This is a genomic window from Rhizobium sp. BK619 (genome assembly GCF_014195245.1).
In the GTDB taxonomy this organism is placed as follows: domain Bacteria; phylum Pseudomonadota; class Alphaproteobacteria; order Rhizobiales; family Rhizobiaceae; genus Rhizobium; species Rhizobium acidisoli.
The window spans coordinates 173622-199056 of sequence record NZ_JACIBH010000010.1; the positions used below are offsets into that span (position 1 = coordinate 173622).

Here is a 25435-nt window from a genome sequence, read left to right on the forward strand (position 1 = left end):
CTTCACCGCTGGGCCGAGATCAGCAGGAACATCCGCCGGCCCGTTCAACCGTCCTGCGCCAGGATGATTTCCAGGAACGCATCGCCATAGCGCTCGAGCTTCGCCTGGCCGACACCCGATATGGCAAGAAGTTCCTTGCGGCTCCTCGGCCGTTCCGTGGCAAAGGCGATCAGCGTCGTATCGGGAAAGACCACATAGGGCGGCACGCCGAGTGATTTGGCGATCGCCATGCGCTCGGCCCGCAGCGCGTCGAAGAGGGTGCCGTCGGCGCCTGACAATCCCGATTTGCGCTCGCTGCGTTCAGCCTTCTTCGTGCGCCGTTCCGAGGCTGGGCGGTCCTTGCGGAAGAACACCTGCCGCTCTTGCTTGAAGACGGCGCGCGCCTCCGGCTCCAGCTTCAGCGCGCCATAGGCTTCGTGATCGACACGGATCAGCCCCATGGCGAGCAGTTGGCGGTAGACGGATTGCCAGGTGCGCGATGGAATATCCTTGCCGGCGCCAAAAACAGGCATATCGACATGGCCGAAACGCTCGGTCTTTTCGTTGACGTTGCCGACAAGCACATCGATGACGTGGCCGGCGCCGAAACGTTCGCCGGTGCGGTAGATCGCGGCCAGCGCCTTGATCGCCGCTTCAGTGCCCTCCCAGGTCTCGACCGGCTTCAGGCAGGTGTCGCAATTGCCGCATTGTCCGGCATGCGCCTCGCCGAAATGTGCAAGGATCGCCTGGCGGCGGCAGGAGGCGGTCTCGCAAATCGCCAGCAATGCATTGAGCTTGGCGCGCTCGACCCGCTTGATCTCCGCAGCAGCGCTGCCCTCGTCGATCATCCGGCCGCGCTGGATGACGTCGGCCATGCCATAGGCCATCCAGACCTCCGACGGCAGGCCGTCACGGCCGGCGCGCCCCGTCTCCTGATAATAGGCCTCGACCGAGCCCGGCAGGTCGAGATGGGCGACATACCGCACGTTCGGCTTGTCGATGCCCATGCCGAAGGCGACGGTGGCGACCAGGCAGAGGTTTTCCTCTTTCAGGAAGGCATCCTGATTGGCGTCGCGAACCGCCCTGTCCATGCCGGCATGATAGGCAAGCGCGCGCACGCCCTGCCCGTTCAACCACTCGGCCGTATCCTCGACCTTGGCGCGCGACAGGCAATAGACGATGCCGCTGTTTCCCTTGTGGCCGGACAGGAAGCGCAACAGCTGCTGGCGCGGCTGGTCGCGCTCGACGATTTCGTAAGCGATGTTCGGCCGGTCGAAGCTGGTGGTGAAGATCTCGGCAGCGTCGAGCCCCAGCCGCTCGATAATATCGTCCCGCGTATGCGGATCGGCCGTCGCCGTCAGCGCCACCCTCGGCACGCCGGGATATTGCTCGCCAAGCTGGCCGAGCGCGCGATATTCCGGGCGGAAATCATGACCCCATTGCGAGACGCAATGCGCCTCGTCGATGGCAAACAGCGCGATCTTTTCATTGGCAATCAGCTCACGGAAACCATCGGTCAGAATGCGCTCGGGTGTAACGTAGAGAAGGTCGAGCTTTCCCGCCGAAAGCGCGCGGCGGACCTCGACGAACTCCTCGCGCGACAGCGACGAATTGAGCGCGGCGGCGCGGATGCCGAGCTGCTTCATCGCCTCGACCTGATCGCGCATCAGCGCAATCAGCGGCGAAACGACAATGCCGACGCCATCGCGGCAGAGCGCCGGGATCTGGAAGCACAGCGATTTGCCCGCGCCTGTCGGGAAGAGCACCACGGCATCGCCGCCTGATACCACATGGTCGACCACCAGCTGCTGCTTGCCGCGGAAGGAGGAATAGCCATAGACCTGCTTGAGAATATCGAGCGGCGCGCGGCCGGCGGAAAACAGCGCATCGGAGGCGGAAAAGCCTGGTTCGTTCCGTTCGGTCTGCGGCATCAGTGGTTCGCCGCCCCTTTGACGCGGCCGGAGAGCACGCCGAAGCCGTCGATGATCGCCTCCTGGTTCTCAAGCCGCACACCTTCGAAATGCACTTCCTGTTGCGCCCGCATCAGTTGAACGATCGCCTCGCCGTCGCCGGCTTCGGTCGCCAGCGCAATCTCGCGTTCGAGTTCCATTTTCTGCCGGCGCAGCGCCTTTGCCCGTTTGTGGAAGGCGAGCGCCTGGCGATACCCCTCACGCGCATCCTCCATCGCCGCCTCCTCGGTCGCCGTCCAGAGTCTGGCATTGCGCACCTGCTGGTCGAGGCTCTTGATCAGCGGGCCGAAGCCTTCGAATTCCAGCCTCTCGGTCAGATATTCGCGCGTCAGATGCGGGCCGGCGACGGCAGCCGCTGCCCCAAGCACAGCCGACCAGAGCTGCTTCAACTCGCGGCTGTCATAATCGATCGCGGCGATCTCGTCATAATCGTCGATCATCAGCGATGGATGATTGACGATGGTGAGCGCCAGCACGCTTTCGCGCAGCGCCGTATTGTCCCGGTGGCCGCGCACCGGGCCCGAGCGGGCGAGCCGGTCGGAAATGAGGCTGGGGCTTTTCGGCCCGGCCTTAACAGCGTTGTCGCGGCCGGTGCGGGAATTGCCGCTGAAACCGCGGCGCTCGCCATTGTTGCGGTTCTGAAACTGCGGCTGGAAGAAGGCGTTCAACCGGTCGCGAATATCCTGCTGGTAGTGACGGCGCACATTCTCGTCGGCAATGACCGCGACCAGCTGCTTCAGCCGCGCCTCGAGTTCGGCGCGCGCCTCGGGCGTGTCGAACTTGCCGGTATTGACCTCCCGGCTCCACAGCATCTCCGACAGCGGCTTTGCCTGGCTCATCACCTTGTCGAAGGGGGCGCGGCCATCGTCGCGAACGAGATCGTCGGGGTCCTTGCCATCAGGCAGAAGCGCGAAGCGGACGGAACGGCCGGGCTTCAGATGCGGCAGCGCCAGTTCGGCGGCACGATTGGCGGCGCGAATGCCGGCGCCGTCGCCGTCGAAGCAAAGCACCGGCTGCGGCACCATTTTCCAGAGCAGTTCGAGCTGGTTTTCGGTCAGCGCCGTGCCGAGCGGCGCGACGGCATTCTCGATGCCCGCCTGATAGAGCGCGATCACGTCCATATAGCCTTCGACGGCGATGATGGTGCCGCTCGCATTGTCGTCCTGGGCATCGCTGCGGCCCGGCCCCTGGATGGCGCGGCGCGCGCGGGCGAAATTATAAAGGACATTGCCCTTGTGGAAGAGCTCCGTCTCGTTGGAGTTCAGATATTTCGCCGGCGCATCTGATGACATGGCGCGGCCGCCGAAGGCGATCACCTTTTCCCGCGACGAGAGGATCGGGAACATGATGCGGTCGCGGAAGCGATCGTAGGACACCGGCACGTTTTCATGAACGACCAGGCCGCAGGCCTCGATCTGCTCTTTGGTGACGCCCTTGCCGGCGAGAAATTCCTTCAGCGCATTGCGGCTGTCAGGCGCATAGCCGAGACGGAAGGTCTCGATGGTGCGCCCGGTCAGCCCGCGGTCGCGCAGATAGGCGCGCGCCCTCGCCCCATTCGCCGTCTGCAACTGATCCTGGAAAAATTGCGTCGCCATTTCCATAACGTCGATCAGCGAGCCGCGCTCCTTTTCGCGCTTCTCCATCACAGGGTCGGCAAGCGGCATCGGAACGCCGGCCATATCGGCGATCTGCTGCACCGCCTCGGGAAAGCTTAAGCCCTCCAGCTCGGTGAGGAAGCGGAAATGGTCGCCGGTGACGCCGCAGCCGAAGCAATGATAGCGGCCCTTCTGGTCCTCGCAGTGGAAGCTCGGGGATTTCTCACCGTGGAACGGGCAGCAGGCCCAGTAGTCGCCGCGCGACACATTGGTCTTGCGCTTATCCCAGCTGACACGGCGCGCAATCACGTTCGAAATCGGAACGCGGTCGCGAATATCATCGAGAAAAGTGTTGGAAAAGCGCATTTATACCTCTTGGCCAGCCTCCATATAAGCTGCTTTGCCGCGTCATGCCACGAAACTTGTCATGAAAACCCGCTATTCACAGGCAAGTGCAGCCGTCCTCGATGGCGTCAGTTATCCAATCAAAAACGCGTTATCGCCCCCTGCGACAGGGTGCGACATTATTGTCTTTCGGGCGCTGCAATTCCACGATCGCGAACGTCTCGGCAAGAGTGCCGATCTCAGATGATGCCGAATTAAACCGTTTTAAAACAGGCGCTTATTACCTGTATCGATCGCGCAGCCTTATCTCGGCGCCGCCCCGTAAGCCTTCGCTTCGAAGCCGCCAAAAACGACGTTTTCGGCAATCATTATTTTTTTGTAATTTGAATAAACCGCCGCCCCGCAATAGGTTCGATCTCAACAAAGCGATCCCCGAGCGAAGCACCATCCCTACCCCCGGCGCCGCTTCGCAAGGGTGCCTTTGCAAATACCCTCCGGCTTGGGCCTCGGCCCTGCGTTTGCCGGCGGAAGCAAAGAGCAAGAAGGCAGGAGCGCCCCCAGCTCCTGCCTTCTTAAATTTTGACTTCCCCTGATACAAATTCCCTTTTGAAATTAACCGATTATTGACAAAACCGTTGACAGGCGGCGCTTGCGTGAAAGAAGTATGCGCCGAATTCCCTGGACCCTTCCATATGGCCTCTACCGCTGAAACTCTTGCAGCAGACGATCGTTTTCTCGCTGCGATCCTGCATTGCGCCGATCAGATGCTCACGATCTATCGTGAGAGCCCGCGCATCGCCTCGATTTTCGCCGCACAGCAGCGCTGGCTGATGGCCCATGCCGGCTTTGCGCTTCATTACGGCCATCCCGACGACGGCAAGAGCGGTCTCTATTCCGGCCGCTTCATCGATTTCGCGGTCAGGAACGACATCGCCAGCCGCAATACGGCCGCGGCCTTCATGCAGGAAATGCTGGCCTATCGTTTCCTGCGTCCGGTTCCCGGCCCGGACAAGCGCACACGTTACCTGGAGCCCACGGAAACCGCCGAGCAGCATTTCACCCGATGGCTCGTCGCCCATCTGATGATCCTCGACAGCCTCGACGGCGGTGAACGCGCCGGCAAGGTCAGCGCCGACCCCTCGGCGATGATGGCAGCGATCCAGCCGCGCATCGCCAGGGCGATCATCGGGAGCGAAGCGGTGCGCAATCCCGGCCCCACCTTCAACCTCTTCAACTGGGCAAATACCGGCGGGCTGGTGATGGACTACCTGATCTCGCGCCTTCCGGAATTTCCCCGCACGGCCGAACGTGTCGTGGTCGGCCCTCTGTCGCTGAGAGAAATCCGCGAACAGTTCATGATCTCAAACACCCACTTGAAGCGGCTTCTGACGCAAGCCGCAACCATGGAAAGCGTCGGCTGGACAGAACCCTCCCGCAAGGGCGACTTCTGGCTGTCGCGCCGCTTCATTCTCGAATACTGGAATTATCAGGCGGCGAAATTCGCCATCATCGATGCCGCGGCTGAAGCGGTGCTCGGGCCTGCGGTCCTTGATGAACCGCAGGCAAGACGAATGGTCTGAGCCGGCTTAAAGCGCGTCGCGATTTTCAGATTCGCTCCTTGCGCTTTAGCCCTTTATTTTGATGCATGTCGTTGTCCGGAACCGCTGCACACTTCCGGGCGGCATGCATTAACTCAGAAGTTCTTTGACGGTCGCCGACGCCTTGGCGAAATCCATTTGGCCGGCATAACGCTCCTTGAGCGCGGCCATCACCTTGCCCATGTCTTTGGCGCCGGCAGCGCCGGTCTCGGCGATGATCGCCGACACATTGGCGCGCACTTCGCTGTCCGAAAGCTGCTTCGGCATGAAATCCTGGATGACGGTGATTTCGGCGCGCTCCTTGGCGGCAAGCTCCGGCCGGGAATTCTCCTCGTAGATCTTTGCCGATTCGTCGCGCTGTTTCACCATCTTGGCCAGAATCTGCAGGATCTCGTCGTCGCTCGCCTGCTCCTTGCCGGTGCCGCGATTGGCGATATCGCGATCTTTGACCGCGGCCTGAATCAGCCGGACGGTGGAAAGCCGCTCCGCATTCTTGGCCTTCATCGCCTCTTTCAGCTGGGTGGCGAGTTGATCGCGCAGCATGGTCTTCACTCCTGTTTTGATGCCGCTTCATAAACCACGCTGATGCGGCGGATCAAATAAATTGCGCGGTCGCCGCGATAAAGCGCAGGAAAACGGCGGCAATCTCCGTTACAAAGATTGACGCTACGCGATTGCGTGGCTATTTACCGCCACCTGCACCAAAATTCGTGATCAGGCCTGAAGCGCGCGGCATTGTCGTGTCCACACGCCTGCGAGATCAAATGGCGACGAGCGCGGCAACGCGCGCCGGCCGCCGGAAACGGGATGAAGATGACCGCGACAGCACCCTGGACAATCGAAAAGCCGACCGCCCTCCTCGTTCTTGCCGACGGCACGGTCATCGAAGGCAAGGGCATCGGCGCCACCGGCAAGGTCCAGGCCGAAGTGGTTTTCAACACGGCGCTGACCGGCTACGAGGAGATCCTGACGGACCCCTCCTATCTCGGCCAGATCGTCACCTTCACCTTTCCGCATATCGGCAATATCGGCACCAATGATGAAGACATCGAGGATCTGACGCCTGCTGCCCGCCACGGCGCCGTCGGCGTCATCTTCAAGGCCGACATCACCGACCCTTCGAACTACCGCGCCGCCAAACATCTCGACCAATGGCTGAAGGCGCGCGGCGTCATCGGTCTCTGCGGCATCGACACGCGCGCGCTGACCGCCTGGATCCGCGAGAATGGCGCCCCGAACGCGGTGATCGCTCACGATCCGAACGGCGTCTTCGATATCGAGGCGCTGAAGACCGAAGCCAAGGCCTGGAGCGGCCTCGAAGGTCTCGACCTTGCCAAGATCGCCTCGTCGGGCCAATCCTCGCAATGGACCGAGACGCCGTGGGTCTGGAATGAAGGGTATGGCGAACTCGCCGCAGCGGACGCGAAATACCACGTCGTCTGCCTCGATTACGGCGTCAAGCGCAACATCCTGCGTCTGTTCGCCGGTCTCGACTGCAAGGTGACCGTCGTGCCGGCGGCAACGAGCGCCGAAGACGTGCTCGCCATGCAGCCGGACGGCATCTTCCTGTCGAACGGCCCGGGCGATCCGGCGGCGACCGGCGAATATGCCGTGCCCGTGATCAAGACTCTGGTTAAAACCGATATCCCCGTCTTCGGCATCTGCCTCGGCCATCAGATGCTCGGCCTTGCCCTCGGCGCCAAGACCGAGAAGATGCACCAGGGCCATCACGGCGCCAACCACCCCGTCAAGGATCATACGACCGGCAAGGTCGAGATCGTCTCGATGAATCATGGCTTCGCAGTCGACTCGAAGTCGCTGCCCGATGGCGTTGAAGAGACTCATATTTCGCTTTTCGACGGCACCAATTGCGGCCTGCGCGTGCTCGGCAAGCAGGTCTTCTCCGTCCAGCACCATCCGGAAGCCTCTCCCGGCCCGCAGGACAGCCACTATCTCTTCCGCCGCTTCATCAACATGGTGCGCGAGAAGAAGGGCGAACCGGCGCTCGCCGAACGCTGATCTTAGCCAACATCGATTTCAGGAAAGGCCCGTCGACCGGGCCTTTTTCTTTGCTCCGCATATTGACCTCAATTTAAGTTGAGGAATTACAGAATTGCCTGCAGATATTTGATGCAGGAGAAAATGGATGAGCGGAGCTTTCTTTCGAGTCGATAAGTTCGTCGTGCCGGCCGCGGCGCGCGAGGAATTTCTCGTCAATGTGATGATGACCCACAAGCTGCTGGAGGCACAGGACGGCTTCATCGATCACAAGGTGCTGGAACAGGTCGCCGGTCCCGGCGAGTTCAACTTCGTGACCATTGCCCAATGGGAAAGCGCCGATGTCGTCGAGCGTGTGCGGGCAGCCGTCGCAGCCGCCCACAAGGCCGCGAATTTCGACCCGCAGGAAATGTTTGCGCGTCTCGGCATTCGCGCCGACATGGCGAGCTACAAGCCTGTCGCGGCTTGAGGATAAGGATGGCCGGCTCAGGCGCCGGCCATCGCTCCTTCCCGGCGAAGCAGAAGATAGAACCGCCAGCAGAGCATGACGGCGGCAGCCGCCAGCCCGACGAGGAAGCCGAACCAGATGCCGATGCCGCCGAAGCCCAGCGGGAAGGCAAAGGCCCAGGCGAGGAAGAAGCCGATCGGCCAATAGGCAATCAGTGCCATGATCATAGGCACCCGCGCGTCTTTCAGGCCGCGCAGCAATCCGTTGGCGATCACCTGCAATCCGTCGACCAGCTGGAAAAGCCCGGCGACGACGATCAGCGGCCCGGCATAAGCAAGCACGGCGGGCGCCTCCGGCGAATTGACGTCGAGGAACCAGCTGCCGAGGAATTGCGGCATGGTGGCAAACAGCACCGAGCCCACCGCCGAAATGGCGCAGGCAAGGATGAGCACCATGATCGAAGCCCGCACCAGCCCGCGGTAATCACCCTGCCCGTGGGCGACCCCGACGCGCACCGTCGCCGCCTGGCTGAGGCCGAGCGGGATCATGAAGGCGATCGAGGCCCATTGCAGGGCGATGCCGTGCGCGGCGAGCTCGATGGTGCCGATATAGCCCATCAGCAGCGAGGCCACCGTAAACAGGCTGACCTCGGCAAGCACGGTGACGCTGATCGGAAAACCGAGCCGGAGGACCTCCAGCAGCGCATGCCAGTCGGGCCTCCAGAACCGCACGAAGATCTCGTAGCGCCGTGTCTCCTCCCGCCGCTGCACGAAGGCCAGGATAAAGAGGAAGCCTGCCGTCTGTACGACGACCGAAACGATCGCAGCGCCTTCGAGCCCCATTGCCGGAAAGCCGAAATGGCCGAGCACCAGGGCATAGGCGAAGATCGCGTTCAGCACCAGCGTGGCGATGGTGACGTTGAGGATGATGCCCGCCTTGCCGATGGCGCTGACCAGCGCCCGCATCACGTTGAAGAGCAGCGCCGGCAGCACGCCGAACTGGCCGATCATGATGTAGCCATGGGCGAGCTTGGCCACTTCGGGCTTTTGCTGCGCAAAGAGAAGGATCTGCTCCGAATTGAAGAAGGCGGGCTGCATGATGACCCAATATGCGATCACCACCCAGAGACCCATACGCAGCGCCCGGCGCACCGAGACGACGTCGCCGCGGCCATAGGCCTGCGCCACCATCGGGATGACCGCAATGGCAAAGCCCGAGCCGAAGATCAGGATCGTGAACAGGAACTGGGCGGACAGCACCATCGCCGCCAGATGCTCGGCGCCGAGGCGGCCGACGATCATCACATCGGTGGTGTTGATGCCGAGCTGGGCGAGCTGCGCGCCGATCAGCGGAATGCCGAGCGCCAGCGTTGCACGGAAATGTGCGCCCCAACGATTATCGGTTGTCGGCGCAAGCCTGCGCGCGTCGATCGGCGTGTCCATGACACCTAGTCCTGTGATTGAAATATCGGTCGCCGCGCAATCTGCGGAGAAATATCATCGGGATTTAGATCAAACCCCAGCAAAGAACCACCCTAAACAGGCAGATGATGAAAAATTCATCATCGTATCACCGTTTCTGATCGATCAACCCGCCGCCTCCAGCGCTTCGGCCGGCTGACGGACCCGAACCCGCACGAGGAACACGCCGGCGGCCACCAGGATGAACAGGGCAGCAGTCAGATAGGGCGCCCCGGCAAAGGTGACGGGCGCCTCTGGCCGGGTGAAATAGCTGAACAACTGGGTGAAGATCAGCGGCCCGACGATGGTGGTGATGCTGCTGAGACTGGTCAGCGCGCCCTGCAGCTCGCCCTGCGCCGAGGGCGGCACCTTGCCGGCGGCGATGCTGCGCAACGGCGGATCGGCGACGTTTTCCATGACGGTCGCAACGATCACCACATAGACCACCCAGCCCTCCCAGGCGAAGGCATAGCCGGTCAGCCCCGCAGCCGAAAAACAGAGGCCGAGAAGCGCCGTCTTCCATTCGCCGAGCAGAGATACGACGCGCGGCAATACCAATCCCATCACCAGTGCCGCGCCGATGCCGTAGATCCCGAGCGACAGGCCGATCTGTCCCTCGCTCCAGCCGTAGCGATAAGTCGAGACGAAGGACCAGACCGACGGATAGACGGCATGCGCGAGGAAAAACAGGAACATGACGAGGCTGACCCAACCGATGCCCGGGTAGTGACGCATCTGCCGCAGCGCGCCGAGCGGATTGGCGCGTTTCCACTCGAAGCGGCGGCGATTCCTGGCCTCCAGCGTTTCCGGTAGCAGGAAGCAGGCGGCGATGAAATTGACGAACGAGAGTGCGGCCGCACCGAGAAACGGCACACGCGGGCCGAATTCGCCGAGGACACCGCCGATAACGGGGCCGATCGTGAAGCCGACGCCGAAGGCGATGCCGATCAGCCCGAAATTCTTCGCCCGGTTCTCCTCGGTGCTGATATCGGCGATATAGGCCGAGCACGTGGCAAAGCTGCCGCCGCTGATGCCGGCAAGCACGCGGCCGACGAACAGCATCCAGAAGCTGGTGGCGATGCCGCAGATGAAATTGTCGATCGCAAAGGTCAACACCGACAGCAGAAGGATCGGCCGGCGGCCGAACCGGTCGGACAGGTTTCCGAGCAGCGGCGCGAACAGGAATTGCATGCCGGCATAGACGAGCATCAGCCAGCCGCCGTCGATCGCCGCATCGCTCACGCCGCCGCCGGTCAACTGCTCCAGATAGGCGGGCAGCACCGGCATGATGATGGCGATGCCGATAATGTCGAGGAAGAGGATGATGAAGACCAGGAAAAGGCCGCGACGGACGAATTTGGGGTCAAGCATGAGGCATCTCTACAGCGGTTGCTTCTGAAAAGACGATTTCGTCGCCGAGAAACTGACATAGCCCAGAAAAGAAACCGAAACAATCCGTGAACATTTCAAAGTTTTTGATAATTCTGACCGGGAAATTTGTGAACCGCCTCAACCGTTGGGCGCGGCAACGTGATCGTTGGCTCCCTTGCAATCGCATTGACGACGTCCAGATCATTCGGGGAATGAACATTCATTGTGCGCCCCTCCGCACGGCCCGTTCGAGACCATCCGGATTATCGCGCTGGGGCGAAGGCTGTAAGAACGGCATCCGGCAGCGCCGCTCGGGCGCGGATCAGGGAGAAGACAATGCAGACCTATCGTTTGGGAAAGACCGGACCCGATGTTTCGGCCATCGGCCTCGGCTGCATGGGCATGTCGGGCATGTACGGCCCTGCCGACCGCGCCGAAAGTATCGCGACGATCCATGCGGCGCTCGATGCCGGCGTCAATCTGCTCGACACCGGCGATTTCTACGGCATGGGCCATAACGAAATGCTGATTGGCGAGGCGTTGAAGGGTCGCAGGCGTGAGGATGCCGTCATCAGCGTCAAATTCGGCGCGCTCCGCGATCCCGCCAGCGGCTGGAGCGGCATCGACGCCCGCCCGGGCGCGGTGAAGAACTTCCTCGCTTACACGCTGCAGCGTCTCGGCGTCGACTATATCGACATCTACCGCCCCGCCCGCCTCGATCCCAACGTGCCGATCGAAGATACGGTCGGCGCCACCGCCGACATGGTCAAAGCGGGTTATGTCAGGCATATCGGCCTGTCTGAAGTCGGCGCCGACACCATCCGCCGCGCCGCCGCTATTGCCCCGATCGTCGACCTGCAAATCGAATATTCGCTAATCTCGCGCGGCATCGAAGAGAAGATCCTGCCGACGACACGCGAACTCGGCATCTCGATCACCGCTTACGGCGTGCTCTCGCGCGGCCTGATCAGCGGCCATTGGCAAAAGGGCCAGGCCGCAGCCGGAGACTTCCGCACCCATAGCCCACGCTTCCAGGCGGGCAATATCGAGCAGAACCTCGCATTGGTGGAAAAACTGCGGGAGATCGCGGAGGCAAAAAGCGTCTCGGTCGCCCAGATCGCCATCGCCTGGGTCGCCGCCAAGGGCAAGGATATCGTCCCGATCATCGGCGCCCGCCGCCGCGACCGGCTGACCGAGGCTCTCGGCTCACGCGCGGTGGATCTGTCGGCAGAAGATTTCGCCGCGATCGAACGCGCCGTCCCGAAGGATGCGGCTGCCGGCGGGCGTTATCCGGAGCATATGCTGCAGCATATGGATAGTGAGAAATAAGGTTAGGTCAAAGGTACTGAAACGTCCTGTCGCGCAGCCCCCTCATCCGCCCTACGGGCACCTTCTCCCCGAGGGGAGAAGAGGGAGTCGAGACGCTGCGGCGACTCCCTTCGCCCCAGCGGGGAGAAGGTGCCGGCAGGCGGATGAGGGGGCGACACGCGAAAACCTTGGGTAAGCAACCTCAAACCGGCCCCGAAAACGTATCGCAAGCCGACAACTGCCCGCTATCGAAGCCGCGCTTGAACCATCTGACGCGCTGCGCCGAAGTGCCGTGGTTGAAACTCTCGGGCACGACGTAACCCTGGGACCGTTTCTGCAGCGTATCGTCGCCGATCTGCTGGGCGGCGTTGAGCGCCTCCTCGAGGTCACCGGACTCCAGCAAGCCCTTCTGCTGAGTATATTTGCCCCAGATGCCGGCGAAGCAATCGGCCTGCAGCTCGACGCGCACCGACATCTTGTTGGCCTCTTCCTCGCTCATGCGCTGGCGGGCCTGGTTGAACTTCGGCAGGATGCCGAGCAGGTTCTGCACGTGATGGCCGACCTCGTGAGCGACGACATAGGCCTCGGCGAAATCGCCGGACGCGCCGAACCGGTTGGAAAGCTCCTGGAAGAAATCCGTGTCGAGATAAAGCTTGTGGTCACCGGGGCAGTAGAACGGTCCGGTTGCCGCCGATGCGGAGCCGCAGGCCGATGCCGTCGAGCCCGAAAACAGCACGAGGCGCGGCTCCTCGTAAGTCTGGCCTTGCGCCTGGAAGATGCCCGTCCAGGTGTCCTCGGTTTCGGCAAGAACGGTCCGCATGAAGGCGGTCATCTCATCATTGGCGGGCGTCCGCGTGCCTTCCGACTGGCTCTGTTCGTAGCCGGGGCCGCTCGTCATGCCGCCGCCTTCGAGCACTTGCAGCAGGTCGACACCCATCATCTTGAAGATGAAATAGATGACGACGAGGAAGATGATCGTGCCGATGCTCAAGCCGCCGCCGGCGCGGCGAACGCCGCCGCCGGAGGGAAAGTTGAAGCCACCGCCGCGGCCGAAACCGCCGCTGCCCGGATCGCCGCGGCGATCCTCGATATTGTCGGACTGACGCCGGCCTCTCCATTCCATCTTCGCTCTCCCCGGCAATGCCTGTGCTTGCACTTAACGAATCTATATATCCGTCGACGGCTGGAATTCCAGCGGCTTCATGTAGCAGGAGAGGCCCGGCCTGCGAGAGGGCCGTGGACCGCCGCAGCGCCGCCAACCACGAGCGCAAGGTCGAGCCGCCGATATAGAGGCGGATCGAGCGCCGGGAGGCGGTCGTCGCCATCGCCGGTCCGGCGCACGTCGGCGAAATCCGGGTGCTCGCCGTGCGCCGGCGGACATAGGCTGTCACGCCGTGTTGGATTCCTGTCGATTCCGCGATTTATGGGGTTCCGTTTGCAAATACATTTGCCTATAAGCCGCTTCTAGCCTGAAAAGACCTTCAATGCGCGACCCGACCCGGTGATCTCCCACCCTGGCCGGTTTTTTGCGCAGCCAGACAATGGATATCGCCCATGCCGAAGCGCCAAGACATCAAATCGATCCTCATCATCGGCGCGGGACCGATCGTCATTGGCCAGGCTTGCGAGTTCGACTATTCTGGCACCCAGGCCTGCAAGGCGCTGCGGGAGGAAGGCTACCGCGTCATCCTCGTCAACTCCAACCCGGCGACGATCATGACCGATCCGGGCCTTGCTGATGCAACTTACGTCGAGCCGATCACCCCCGAGGTCGTCGCCAAGATCATTGCCAAGGAGCGCCCGGATGCGCTGCTGCCGACCATGGGCGGCCAGACGGCGCTGAATACCGCGCTTTCGCTAAAGCGCATGGGCGTGCTCGACCGCTACAATGTCGAGATGATCGGCGCCAAGCCCGCCGCCATCGACATGGCCGAGGACCGGGCGCTGTTTCGCGAGGCGATGGCCCGTATCGGGCTTGAAACGCCGCGCTCGATGCTGGCGAACGCCACCGACATCAAGGACCTCGACCGCAAGACGCACGAGGCCGAGCGCAACAAACTGCGCGACAGCCTCTCCGGATCCGATCTCGACAAGGCACTGGACGAACTGGAAAACCAGTGGAACCTCGGCGAGAGCGATCGCAAGCAGCGTTACATCAGCCACGCCATGGCGATTGCCGCCCAGGCGATCGACCACGTCGGCCTGCCCGCCATCATCCGCCCCTCCTTCACCATGGGCGGCACCGGCGGCGGCATCGCCTACAACCGCTCGGAATTCTTCGAGATCGTCGGCGGTGGCCTCGACGCCTCGCCGACCACCGAAGTGCTGGTCGAGGAATCGGTGCTCGGCTGGAAGGAATATGAAATGGAAGTCGTCCGCGACAAGGCGGACAATTGCATCATCATCTGCTCGATCGAAAACATCGATCCAATGGGCGTCCACACCGGCGATTCGATCACCGTCGCGCCAGCGCTGACGCTGACCGATAAGGAATTCCAGATCATGCGCAACGCCTCGATCGCGGTATTGCGCGAGATCGGCGTCGAAACCGGCGGCTCGAACGTCCAGTTCGCCGTCAATCCGAAGGACGGCCGCCTGGTCGTCATCGAAATGAACCCGCGCGTCTCGCGCTCCTCGGCGCTCGCCTCCAAGGCCACCGGCTTTCCGATCGCCAAGGTCGCCGCCAAGCTCGCCATCGGTTATACGCTCGACGAGCTGGACAACGACATCACCGGCGGCGCAACGCCTGCCTCCTTCGAACCGTCGATCGACTATGTCGTCACCAAGATCCCGCGTTTCGCTTTCGAGAAATTCCCCGGCGCCTCGCCGGTGCTGACGACCGCGATGAAGTCTGTCGGTGAAGTCATGGCGATCGGCCGCACCTTCGCCGAATCGCTGCAGAAAGCGCTGCGCGGCCTCGAAACCGGCCTGACCGGCCTCGACGAGATCGAGATCCCCGATTCCGAGGAAGGCGAATCCAGCCACAACGCCATCCGCGCCGCCATCGGCACGCCGACGCCGGATCGCCTGCGCATGGTCGCCCAGGCGCTGCGCATGGGCCTCAGCATCGAAGAGGTGCACGAGGGCTGCAAGATCGACCCCTGGTTCATCGCCGAGCTCAAGAATATCATCGACACGGAAGCGCGCATCCGCGAGCACGGCCTGCCCGAGGATGCCGCGAACCTGCGCATGCTGAAGGCCATGGGCTTTTCCGACGCGCGTCTGGCGACGCTGACCGGCAAGCGCCCCAAGCAGGTCGCCGAACTTCGCAACAGCCTCAACGTCCGCCCGGTCTTCAAGCGTATCGATACCTGTGCCGCCGAATTCGCTTCGCCGACCGCCTATATGTATTCGACGTACGAGACGCCCTTCGTCGGCGTCGCCCGCTCCGAAGCTGAGGTTTCCGACCGCAAGAAGGTCGTCATCCTCGGCGGCGGCCCGAACCGCATCGGCCAGGGCATCGAGTTCGATTATTGCTGCTGCCATGCCGCCTTCGCGCTGAAGGATGCGGGTTATGAAGCGATCATGATCAACTGCAACCCGGAAACCGTCTCGACCGACTACGACACGTCCGATCGCCTGTATTTCGAGCCGCTGACGGCCGAGGACGTGATCGAGATCCTGCGGGCCGAGCAGGAAAAGGGCGAAGTCGTCGGCGTCATCGTCCAGTTCGGCGGCCAGACGCCGCTGAAGCTTGCCGAGGCGCTCGAGAAGAACGGCATCCCGATCCTCGGCACGGCACCCGACATGATCGATCTTGCCGAGGACCGCGACCGTTTCCAGAAGCTTCTGATGAAGCTCGATCTCAACCAGCCGAACAACGGCATCGCCTACTCGGTCGAGCAGGCCCGCCTGGTCGCCGCCGAAATCGGCTTCCCGCTGGTCGTGCGCCCGTCCTACGTGCTCGGCGGCCGCGCCATGCAGATCCTGCATTCGGAAGGCCAGCTGCAGACATACCTGCTCGACACGGTTCCGGAACTGGTGCCCGAAGACATCAAGCAGCGTTATCCCAACGACAAGACCGGCCAGATCAACACTCTGCTCGGCAAGAACCCGCTGCTCTTCGACAGCTACCTCAGCCACGCCATCGAAGTCGACGTCGACTGCCTCTGCGATGGAACCGACGTCTATGTCGCCGGCATCATGGAGCATATCGAGGAAGCCGGCATCCATTCCGGCGATAGCGCCTGCTCGCTGCCGCCGCGCTCGCTACCCGTCGAACTGCTCGACGAACTCGAGCGCCAGGCAAAGGCGATGGCCAAGGCGCTCAATGTCGGCGGCCTGATGAATGTCCAGTTCGCAATCAAGGATGGCACCGTCTACGTTCTCGAAGTCAATCCACGCGCCTCGCGCACCGTACCCTTCGTCGCCAAGACCATCGGCGCACCGATCGCCAAGATCGCCGCCCGCGTCATGGCCGGCGAAAAACTCGACGCGACCTTCGCCGCCTATGGCGAAAAGCCCGATCCGCGCAAGCTCACGCATATCGCCGTCAAGGAAGCGGTCTTCCCCTTCGCCCGCTTCCCCGGCGTCGACACGCTGCTCGGCCCGGAAATGCGCTCGACCGGCGAAGTCATCGGCCTCGACACCGATTTTGCGCTGGCCTTCGCCAAGTCGCAGCTCGGCGCCGGCGTCGAGCTGCCGCGTGACGGAACGGTGTTCGTCTCGGTGCGCGACGAGGACAAGCCGCGCGTGCTGCCGGCGATCCGCATCCTCGTCGAACAGGGCTTCAAGGTGCTGGCGACCGGCGGCACGGCCCGCTTCCTCGGCGAAAACGGCATCACCGCCACCAAGATCAACAAGGTGCTGGAAGGCCGTCCGCATATCGAGGACGCCATCCGCAACCGTCAGGTCCAGCTGGTCATCAACACCACCGACGGCAACAAGGCGATCTCGGACTCGAAGTCGCTGCGCCGCGCGACGCTGATGCAGAAGGTGCCTTATTACACCACCATGGCAGGCGCCGAAGCCGCGGCCCAGGCGATCAAGGCGCTGAAGGCGGGCAATCTTGAAGTGCGGCCGCTGCAGAGCTACTTCGCCTGAGATAGAGCAATTCCAGCGGCGCCATCGCTCGGTGAGCGGTGGCGCCGCTTCACCGGAATCACTTTATCCGGCGGACGCCATAAGCCGCTGAATCTCCAGCATATCGTTGCGAAATCGCACCATCTCCTCCGCTTTCAGCCGCTCGTCGGGAATGCGCAGCAGATAGGAGGGATGCACCGTCACGAAGAGCGTGCGTCCTCCTTCGATCGCCATCGCCTTTCCCCTGACGTCCTGCAGACGCTCCTTTACGTCTGTCAGCGCCGCAAGCGCGGTCGCCCCCATCGCGACGATCAGCTTCGGCTTGACGAGCGCCAGTTCCAGATCCAGCCACCAGCGGCAATGCTTCACCTCGCCCATATTCGGCTTCTGATGGATACGGCGTTTGCCGCGCGGCTCATATTTGAAGTGCTTGACTGCATTGGTGACATAGAGCGCCGAGCGGTCGATGCCGACATCCGCGATCACCTGGTCGAGCAGCTTGCCGGCCGGGCCGACGAAGGGGCGCCCGGCGATATCCTCCTGATCGCCCGGCTGCTCGCCGACGAACATCACCTCCGCATCGCGCGGCCCCTCCCCGAAGACGGTCTGTGTCGCCTTGGCATGAAGCGGACAGCGGGTGCAGGCGCCAGCTTCGGCGCTCAGCGCTTCGAGCGTGCCGGCCGGCGCTTCGGGTTCTATGGGAAGGTTGCGGGCAGCCTCCTGAAGCCGGTCGTGAAAGGGCAGCGATTGCGTTGCCTCGCGCGCGGCCATGGCCCGCACCTGGCTCTCGGCGGAGGCGATCAGCCCGGGGATAAGATCGGCTTCCGGCAGGTTCTTCCAGTATTTTTTCGGCATTTCCGCCTGCATCGCCTTCAGCTTCAGCCGCGCCGGGTTGAAGATGCTGACATAGTAGGTGCGCCAGAGATCATCGGTGGCATCGGTGAGATTGGGCTTCTCGCAGGGCGCGTCGCTGAGCGTCAGCCGCGCACCGTCCCAGGCCGCCGACCCCTTGGGCGTGGCGATCAGCCAGTCCATATCGGTGAAGCGCCGTTGGAAAAATGGCGCCGTGCGCCTGACGATATGATGGTCCGGCTCGAACCAGGCGATGAATTTTCGACGGCCCGCCGCTGCCGCACCAACCTCTTTGAAACGGACGAAAGCCGTCATCTTGTGGGCGTCGCGCCGGACATTTTTTGCCATCAGGCGAGCCCGCACGACATCCTCGTCGGAGGCCACTTCGAGCAGTTGCCGGTCCAGCTGCAGCCGCCAGAGCAGGCGGTAAAGCAAGGAGAAGCGCGCCGGGTCGGAGTGGCAGAGAACCGTCTCGGCAAGCTCGATAAAGGCGGGCGGCACCGTCATCGGCTTGCGTGTCACCGGCGCCGGCGGCATGGCGTCGCGTTGAAAGGCAAGATCCGCCTCTGCGCTTTTTTCCCGCCAGTCGATCTCCTCAGGCAAAATGCCGGCGGCCGCGAAGGCGCGCGCGGCGTCGCGCCATTCGGCGAGATCGCCCCGTCCTGCAAGAACGACCCGGCGCATCATAGCAGCGACAATTGTTCAGGTTTCGGCTCGAACATGGCGCGAAGGTCCGGGCGGTCGATCAGCCGGCGCGGCGACCAGCCTTCCGCCGAGATGAAGGACTGAACCTTCTTGATCGAGATGCCGAGCCGCGACAGATCGTCGAGCCGCAGCCGGCGAAAGCGTCGAGCCGAAACGATTGATTTGACCGTCTTCGTGCCGAGACCGGGAACGCGCAGTAGGCGTTCACGTTCGGCCTTGTTGATATCGACGGGAAATTCGGCCCGGTTCGCCAGCGCCCAGGCAAGCTTCGGGTCGAGGTTGAGGTCGAGCATGCCGCCGGTCTGGCTGGCAGTAATTTCGTCGATGCCGAACCCATAGAACCGATAGAGCCAGTCTGCCTGATAGAGCCGGTGTTCGCGCATCAGCGGCGGCTTGATCAGCGGCAGGTTTTTCGATGAATCCGGGATCGGGCTGAAGGCGGAATAATAGACACGCTTCAGGCCGTAGCTGCTGTAAAGCCGGCCGCTGGTCGCAAGGATCGTCGCATCATTCGCGCCGTCGGCACCGACGATCATCTGCGTGCTCTGGCCGGCCGGCACGAAGCGCTGACGCTTCTTCGTGCGCAGCGTCGGCTCGCCGGCGGCCTCGATCTTCAGCCTCAGATCGCCCATCGATCGGCGGATATTGGCGGGCTTCTTTTCCGGCGCAAAGCGGCTGATGCCGTTATCCGTCGGCAACTCGATATTGAGCGACAGCCTGTCGGCAAAAAGCCCTGCCTCCTCGATCAGGCGCGGCGACGCCTCCGGGATCGATTTCAGATGGATATAACCGCGAAAATTATGCGTCACGCGCAGTTCGCGTACGATGCGGACCATCTCTTCCATCGTGTAGTCGGACGAGCGTATAATGCCTGAGGAAAGGAACAGGCCTTCAATATAGTTGCGGCGGTAGAATTCCAGCGTCAGCCAGATCACTTCCTCGGGCGTGAAGCGCGCCCGTTCGACATTGCTCGACGAGCGATTGATGCAATAGGCGCAGTCGTAGATGCAGAAATTGGTCAGCAGTATTTTCAGAAGCGAAATGCATCGCCCATCCGGGGCATAGGCATGACAGATGCCGGACCCCTCGGTCGAGCCGAGCCCGCCGCTTGCCGCCGAATCGCGTTTCACCGTGCCGCTGGAGGCGCAGGAAGCATCATATTTGGCAGCATCAGAAAGGATAGCCAAGCGTTCTGTTAGCGACTTCTTCATTAGTATGTTCACTATATGTTCTTACGGACAAAGTCAATCGCGGCGATCCTGGCTTAACCGCGTTATTGCGCCTGATGACCCGCCGTGGCAGTGGCTCGCTTTTTCCTCTATGCGAATTTTCTGGAAATCGGCCTTGGCGATCTGCTATAAGCACTTAACTAGGATTGTGGCACGGTTCCGAAGCTCCCCTTCGGGACCTGTTTTCTTTTGTGTTCGCGCCTACTGCGTGGATACAAGGCGTGAAGGACAGAAAAATGGTTGAAAAGGTACCAATGACACCGGGTGGTTTCGTCAAGCTGCAGGAAGAACTGCGCTGGCGTCAGCAGGAGGAGCGCCCTCGAATCATCGAGGCGATCGCCGAAGCCCGTGCCCATGGCGACCTTTCCGAAAACGCCGAATATCACGCCGCCAAGGAAGCCCAGAGCCACAATGAAGGCCGCATCAGCGAGTTGGAAGACCTGACGGCGCGCGCCGAGGTCATCGACCTGACGAAGATGTCCGGCGACAAGATCAAATTCGGCGCCAAGGTGAAGCTCGTGGACGAGGACACCGAGGAAGAAAAGACCTACCAGATCGTCGGCGACCAGGAAGCCGATGTCAAAGCCGGCCGCATCTCCATCTCCTCACCGATCGCCCGCGCGCTGATCGGCAAGGAAGTCGGCGATTCCATCGAGGTCAATGCGCCTGGCGGCTCCAAGGCCTACGAAATCCTCCAGGTTTCCTGGGGCTGATCGCCCGCCACAGACGAGACCCCTCCCTTGCCTGATATGCGTGACGTCGAGATCATCGCGCCCAATTTCAAGCGCCGGCTCTCCGGCGTCACGTCGACCATCGTCCAGCTCATCCCCTGCCAGATCCGGCTCGGCATGAGGATCGCAACGCTCGGCCCCGGCCTGCCGGAAGGCTTGGCGAAGCTGAGATGGTCGCAGCTCCTTGGCCTCTGGCGCCCGCCGGCGCGCCGGCGGCGGCGTGTCTGGCACGCCCGCCGCAACAACGAGATGGCCGTCGGCATCCTGCTTCGCTATCTCCTGCGCATGCCGCTGAAGCTGCTCTTCACTTCGGCCGCGCAGCGCCGCCATACCGCCTATACAAAATGGCTGATCCGCCGCATGGACGCGGTGATCGCGACCAGCGACCGCTCCGGCTCGTTCCTCGAAGTGCCGCACACGGTCATCCAGCACGGCGTCGACCTTTCGCTGTTCCATCCGCCGGAAACGGCAGAAGACGGCATTGCCGCCACCGGCCTGCCCGGCCGCCATCTGGTCGGCTGTTTCGGCCGCGTGCGCCATCAGAAGGGCACCGATCTTTTCGTCCGGGCAATGATCGAACTCCTGCCGCAGCACCCGGAATGGACGGCTGTTGTTTCCGGCCGGGTGACGGCCGAGCACACCGCCTTCGCAGACAAGCTCAAGGCGGATGTCGCCGCCGCCGGCCTCAGCGAACGCATCCTCTTTCTCGGCGAAGTGCCCGATATCAAGGTCTGGTATCGCCGCCTGACGCTTTATGTCGCCCCCTCCCGCAACGAGGGCTTCGGCCTGACCCCGCTCGAAGCCATGGCGTCTCGAACGGCGGTGGTGGCATCCGACGCCGGGGCCTATGCCGAACTCATCGCCGAAGGTGAGACCGGCTCGGTGGTGGCTGCCGGCAACAGTGAAGCGCTGACACGGGCCATCGCCCCCTATATCGCCGATCCCGGTCTGGCGATCGCGCATGGCGAGAATGCGCTGCGCCATGTCAGAGCGAATTTTGCGCTGGAGAAGGAAGCAAACGCCATCGGCGCTGTTTACACCAGCCTTCTCGGCGACAACCGCGGCTAAAGGCAAAAACTGCCCCTCACCCTAACCCTCTCCCCGTTCTGACGGGGAGAGGGGACGTGCCCCACGAGGCGTTGGTGAGAGACCGAAGGTCGCGGCTTGTCTCCTTCGCCCCGCAGGCGGGGAGAAGGTGGCGGCAGCCGGATGAGGGGCAGCCCTCACCGATCTCCTAGGCCGAAATGTCGCGTGGATATTGAGCTCCTGCGCGTTTCGCGACCAGCGGGAAACGGCAGAAAACGACGAGTAGAGAACGAAGTTTACCAACAGGCAAACGGCCCGTCGGATAACGGGCCGCTGCAAAGATTGCCAACAATCGCTGATTATTCCGCCGGCTGAAGTCCGGCAGCCGGAGCGCCTTCCTCGGCCTGGCCGCCCAAGGCTCTGGCGAGCTGCGCGGTATCCAGTTCGTTTTCCCAGCGTGCCACGACGATCGTCGCCACGGCATTGCCGACGAGGTTGGTCAGCGCCCGGCATTCCGACATGAAGCGGTCGATGCCGAGGATGAGCGCCATGCCGGCGACCGGCACGGAGGGCACGACGGAGAGCGTGGCGGCAAGGGTGATGAAGCCAGCGCCGGTGATGCCGGCGGCACCCTTCGAGCTCAGCATCGCGACCAGGAGCAGCAGGATCTGGTCACCCCAGGAGAGGTTGATGCCGGTTGCCTGGGCAATGAACAGCGCTGCCAGCGTCATGTAGATGTTGGTGCCGTCGAGATTGAAGGAATAGCCTGTCGGGATGACGAGGCCGACGACCGAGCGCTTGCAACCGGCCTTTTCCATCTTGTTCATCAGGCCCGGAAGTGCCGCCTCCGACGACGAGGTGCCGAGAACCAGCAGCAGCTCTTCCTTGATGTAGCGCAGCAGCGCCAGGATCGAGAAGCCGTTATAGCGGGCGACGGCGCCGAGAACCACGAGAACGAAGAGCAGCGAGGTGAGGTAGAAAGTGCCGATCAGCATGGCGAGATTGGCGATCGATCCGATGCCGTACTTGCCGATGGTGAAGGCCATGGCGCCGAAAGCGCCGATCGGGGCAGCCTTCATCAGGATGGCGACGAGCTTGAAGACCGGAGCCGTCAGGGCGTTGAGGAAATTGACGACCTGCTCACCCTTTTCGCCGACCATGGCAAGCGCGATGCCGAAGAGCACCGAGAAGAACAGTACCTGCAGAATGTCGCCATCGGCAAAGGCGCCGACGATCGTCGTCGGAATGATATTGGTCAGGAAGCCGACGATGCTCTGCTCATGCGCCTTCGAGGCGTAGGTGGCGACGGCGGTGGGATCGAGCGACGCCGGATCGATATTCATGCCCGCGCCGGGCTGGACGACATTGGCGACGATCATACCAATGACCAGCGCCAAGGTCGAGAAGGTCAGGAAGTACAGCATCGCCTTGCCGGCGACGCGGCCGACCTTCTTCAGGTCGCTCATGCCGGCAATGCCGGTCGCCACCGTCAGGAAGATCACCGGAGCGATGATCATCTTGACGAGCTTGATGAAGGCATCGCCGAGCGGCTTCAGCTGCGCGCCGAGCTCGGGATAGAAATGGCCGAGAAGGATACCCGCGGCGATGGCGGCGAGAACCTGAACGTAGAGATGGGAATAGAAGGGCTTCTTGCCCTTGCTGTCTGCGACTGCATCGAATGGTGCTGCGATCATGATGTCCTCCTTAAGGCTCGCCCGGAACGAACTCCGGCCTCCCGAGCCGTTCGCTTCAATCCAACAGCTCAGCCGTTGTTGCCATCTCCTTCGCAATCACCGTGCCAGTTTTGGCGTCCGCATCCAAAATATTGATTTTATTCAATAAAAATTTTTAAGGCCGCTGACAACCCATTAATAAATGCGGAAATCCGCACAAATCCATTTGCAACCAGTGCAGAAAAATGCACAAATCCGCCATGTCCCTGTCCCTGTCCCTGTCATCGCTGTGGCCTTCCCTGCCCCTGCGGCACCGCATCCGCCGGATGTGGTGGGCTTATGCGGTGATCGCGCTTGTTGCCGCCGCCCTCGGCCTGTGGGCAAGCGGCGAGATCGGCCGGCGCCATGCAGAGGCGGCCCTCGAAGAACAGGCCCGCACCGATGCCAGGCTGAATGCGGCATTGCTGCGCACGGTTCTCGAAAAATACCGGGCGCTACCCTTCGTGCTGTCGCAGGATACGGCACTCGCCGCAGCGCTTGCGGGAAACGATGCCGGCACCTTCGAGCGGCTCAGCCAGAAGCTGGAGATGCTGGCGGCGGGCACCAAGGCGGCGGTCATCTACGTCATCGACAAGGACGGCATGGCGGTTGCGGCCAGCAACTGGCGCGAACCGACGAGCTTTGTCGGCAACGACTATCGTTTTCGGGAATATTTTCAGGGAGCGGTCGCTGAAGGACAGGCCGAGCACTTCGCGCTCGGCACCGTCAGCAAAAAACCCGGCCTTTATATCTCCGAGCGGATATCAGGCAGCAGCGGGCTGCTCGGGGTCGTCGTGGTTAAGGTCGAGTTCGACGACGTCGAGGCGGATTGGAGCGCCACGGACGCCCCCTCCTATGTGATCGACGACCGCGGTATCGTCCTCATCACCAGCATTCCCTCCTGGCGATTTATGACGATCGGGCGGATTGCCGACGACAAGTTGACGGCGATCCGCGAAAGCCTGCAATTCGGCGACGCGCCGCTGCAGCCGCTGCCGCTCGATACCGGGCGAAGTCTGGGCGAGAACCTCGGCGTCGTCGAAATCGTCATGCCGGGCGGCGCCGGGAAAACCAGCTTTCTCGATGTCGGCATGCCGGTTCCCGCGACCGCCTGGCATTTGCAGCATCTCGTGGCGCTGGGTCCGTCCGTCGATGCCGGCATTCGCGAGGCCCGCATGCTGGCGCTGCTGACGCTCTCGCCGCTGTTGGCCGGCGCCGCCTTCCTGCTGCGCCGCCGCCAGGCTGTCACTCTCAGGATATTGAGCGAACAGCAGGCGCGGGAGGAACTGGAACGGCGTGTCGCCGAACGGACACAGGATCTCAGCCAGGCGCGGGATCGGCTGCAGGCCGAAATCGTCGGCCACAGGAGCACCGAGCAGAAATTGCAGGCGGTGCAGCAGGATCTGGTGCAGGCCAACCGGCTGGCAATCCTCGGCCAGGTGGCCGCCGGCGTCGCCCATGAGATCAACCAGCCGGTGGCGACTATCCGCGCCTATGCCGATAATGCCCGCACCTTTCTCGACCGCGGCCAGACGGCGCCGGCCGGTGAAAATCTCGAAAGCATCGCGGCGCTGACAGAGCGCATCGGCTCGATCACCGAGGAGCTGAAAAGCTTTGCCCGCAAGGGTCGCGGCAGCGCTGAGCCGACAGGCTTGAAGGATGTGATCGAAGGGGCGGTGATGCTGTTGCGCAGCCGCTTTGCCGGCCGCATGGACACGCTCGACATCGACCTGCCGCCGCCTGACCTGCAAGTTATGGGCAACAGGATCCGCCTCGAACAGGTGCTGATCAACCTGCTGCAGAACGCGCTGGAGGCGGTGGCGCCGAAGGCCGACGAGGCGCATGTCGAGGTCAGGACGTCAAGCGAAGGGGACATGGTGACGTTGACGGTCGCCGATAACGGCCCCGGCATTTCACCTGAAATCCGCAAGGGCTTGTTCACGCCGTTCAACACCTCGAAGGAAAGCGGCCTCGGCCTCGGGCTGGTCATCTCCAAGGATATCGTCGGCGATTACGGCGGGCGGATGGAGGTTGACAGCGACGGCGGCGGGACCCGGTTCGTCGTTCATCTGAGGAAGGCTTGAGA

General features: G+C 62.5%; 19 protein-coding genes. 10 read left to right on the forward strand and 9 right to left on the reverse strand.

Annotated features, from left to right (window positions below):
* Positions 1 to 44: 44 nt before the first annotated feature.
* Together recQ and dnaG are read right to left on the reverse strand one after the other, a co-directional pair.
* Positions 45 to 1910, reverse strand: a complete 1866-nt coding sequence (gene recQ / locus FHX14_RS20175; protein ID WP_184378334.1) for a DNA helicase RecQ — start codon at positions 1908 to 1910, stop codon at positions 45 to 47.
* Positions 1910 to 3910 (reverse strand): DNA primase, encoded by a 2001-nt coding sequence (gene dnaG / locus FHX14_RS20180; protein ID WP_184378335.1) that lies wholly within the window; start codon positions 3908 to 3910, stop codon positions 1910 to 1912. The genes recQ and dnaG overlap by 1 nt, the downstream gene beginning before the upstream one ends.
* A gap of 61 nt (positions 3911 to 3971) precedes the next feature.
* Here dnaG and FHX14_RS20185 point away from each other — a divergent pair, with 61 nt between their 5' ends.
* Positions 3972 to 4136, forward strand: coding sequence for a hypothetical protein (locus FHX14_RS20185; RefSeq protein WP_184378336.1), 165 nt, complete (start codon positions 3972 to 3974; stop codon positions 4134 to 4136).
* A 445-nt stretch (positions 4137 to 4581) separates the two neighbouring features.
* Positions 4582 to 5469 (forward strand): hypothetical protein, encoded by an 888-nt coding sequence (locus FHX14_RS20190; protein ID WP_054182604.1) that lies wholly within the window; start codon positions 4582 to 4584, stop codon positions 5467 to 5469.
* Positions 5470 to 5577: 108 nt separating this feature from the next.
* On the opposite strand, the gene FHX14_RS20195 is transcribed toward FHX14_RS20190, so the two are convergent.
* Entirely contained in the window at positions 5578 to 6030 is a 453-nt protein-coding gene (locus FHX14_RS20195; protein WP_049736298.1) for a GatB/YqeY domain-containing protein, read from the reverse strand.
* Between the two features lie 270 nt (positions 6031 to 6300).
* Between FHX14_RS20195 and carA the strand changes: the two genes are divergently transcribed.
* The gene (gene carA / locus FHX14_RS20200; protein WP_041671741.1) at positions 6301 to 7506 is read left to right on the forward strand and encodes a glutamine-hydrolyzing carbamoyl-phosphate synthase small subunit; all 1206 of its coding nucleotides are present in this window, start codon (positions 6301 to 6303) and stop codon (positions 7504 to 7506) included.
* A 127-nt stretch (positions 7507 to 7633) separates the two neighbouring features.
* Positions 7634 to 7954 carry an antibiotic biosynthesis monooxygenase gene (locus FHX14_RS20205; protein WP_012558453.1) on the forward strand — a complete coding sequence of 107 codons (321 nt, stop codon included), beginning with the start codon at positions 7634 to 7636 and terminating at the stop codon, positions 7952 to 7954.
* A 17-nt stretch (positions 7955 to 7971) separates the two neighbouring features.
* On the opposite strand, the gene FHX14_RS20210 is transcribed toward FHX14_RS20205, so the two are convergent.
* Positions 7972 to 9375 (reverse strand): MATE family efflux transporter, encoded by a 1404-nt coding sequence (locus FHX14_RS20210; RefSeq protein WP_184378337.1) that lies wholly within the window; start codon positions 9373 to 9375, stop codon positions 7972 to 7974.
* On the opposite strand from FHX14_RS20210, the gene FHX14_RS20215 reads away from it, so the two are divergent.
* Positions 9374 to 9553, forward strand: coding sequence for a hypothetical protein (locus FHX14_RS20215; protein WP_184378338.1), 180 nt, complete (start codon positions 9374 to 9376; stop codon positions 9551 to 9553). The two genes, FHX14_RS20210 and FHX14_RS20215, sit on opposite strands and share 2 nt — an antisense overlap.
* On the opposite strand, the gene FHX14_RS20220 is transcribed toward FHX14_RS20215, so the two are convergent.
* The gene (locus FHX14_RS20220; RefSeq protein ID WP_184378339.1) at positions 9520 to 10764 is read right to left on the reverse strand and encodes a TCR/Tet family MFS transporter; all 1245 of its coding nucleotides are present in this window, start codon (positions 10762 to 10764) and stop codon (positions 9520 to 9522) included. The two genes, FHX14_RS20215 and FHX14_RS20220, sit on opposite strands and share 34 nt — an antisense overlap.
* A gap of 336 nt (positions 10765 to 11100) precedes the next feature.
* Between FHX14_RS20220 and FHX14_RS20225 the strand changes: the two genes are divergently transcribed.
* Positions 11101 to 12093: an aldo/keto reductase gene (locus tag FHX14_RS20225; RefSeq protein WP_184378340.1), complete on the forward strand. Its 993-nt coding sequence runs from the start codon at positions 11101 to 11103 to the stop codon at positions 12091 to 12093.
* Positions 12094 to 12274: 181 nt separating this feature from the next.
* Here the strand turns inward: FHX14_RS20225 and FHX14_RS20230 are convergent, their stop codons facing one another.
* Complete coding sequence (locus FHX14_RS20230) at positions 12275 to 13195, reverse strand: neutral zinc metallopeptidase (RefSeq protein ID WP_003593152.1); 921 nt, start codon at positions 13193 to 13195, stop codon at positions 12275 to 12277.
* Positions 13196 to 13626: 431 nt separating this feature from the next.
* Between FHX14_RS20230 and carB the strand changes: the two genes are divergently transcribed.
* Entirely contained in the window at positions 13627 to 17115 is a 3489-nt protein-coding gene (carB, locus tag FHX14_RS20235; RefSeq protein WP_184378342.1) for a carbamoyl-phosphate synthase large subunit, read from the forward strand.
* A 63-nt stretch (positions 17116 to 17178) separates the two neighbouring features.
* Here carB and FHX14_RS20240 read toward each other — a convergent pair whose 3' ends face one another.
* Positions 17179 to 18630: a UdgX family uracil-DNA binding protein gene (locus FHX14_RS20240; RefSeq protein WP_179611879.1), complete on the reverse strand. Its 1452-nt coding sequence runs from the start codon at positions 18628 to 18630 to the stop codon at positions 17179 to 17181.
* The gene (locus FHX14_RS20245; protein WP_041671488.1) at positions 18630 to 19862 is read right to left on the reverse strand and encodes a putative DNA modification/repair radical SAM protein; all 1233 of its coding nucleotides are present in this window, start codon (positions 19860 to 19862) and stop codon (positions 18630 to 18632) included. Before FHX14_RS20245 ends, FHX14_RS20240 begins: the two co-directional genes overlap by 1 nt.
* A gap of 254 nt (positions 19863 to 20116) precedes the next feature.
* On the opposite strand from FHX14_RS20245, the gene greA reads away from it, so the two are divergent.
* Positions 20117 to 20593 (forward strand): transcription elongation factor GreA, encoded by a 477-nt coding sequence (gene greA, locus FHX14_RS20250; RefSeq protein WP_003565408.1) that lies wholly within the window; start codon positions 20117 to 20119, stop codon positions 20591 to 20593.
* Between the two features lie 27 nt (positions 20594 to 20620).
* Positions 20621 to 21679 (forward strand): glycosyltransferase family 4 protein, encoded by a 1059-nt coding sequence (locus FHX14_RS20255; RefSeq protein ID WP_080589074.1) that lies wholly within the window; start codon positions 20621 to 20623, stop codon positions 21677 to 21679.
* A 317-nt stretch (positions 21680 to 21996) separates the two neighbouring features.
* On the opposite strand, the gene FHX14_RS20260 is transcribed toward FHX14_RS20255, so the two are convergent.
* On the reverse strand, positions 21997 to 23331 hold the full coding sequence (locus tag FHX14_RS20260; protein WP_183698135.1) for a dicarboxylate/amino acid:cation symporter: 1335 nt from the start codon (positions 23329 to 23331) through the stop codon (positions 21997 to 21999).
* Positions 23332 to 23555: 224 nt separating this feature from the next.
* Here FHX14_RS20260 and FHX14_RS20265 point away from each other — a divergent pair, with 224 nt between their 5' ends.
* Positions 23556 to 25433, forward strand: a complete 1878-nt coding sequence (locus tag FHX14_RS20265) for a sensor histidine kinase (protein ID WP_184378344.1) — start codon at positions 23556 to 23558, stop codon at positions 25431 to 25433.
* The last annotated feature ends 2 nt before the right edge of the window (positions 25434 to 25435 follow it).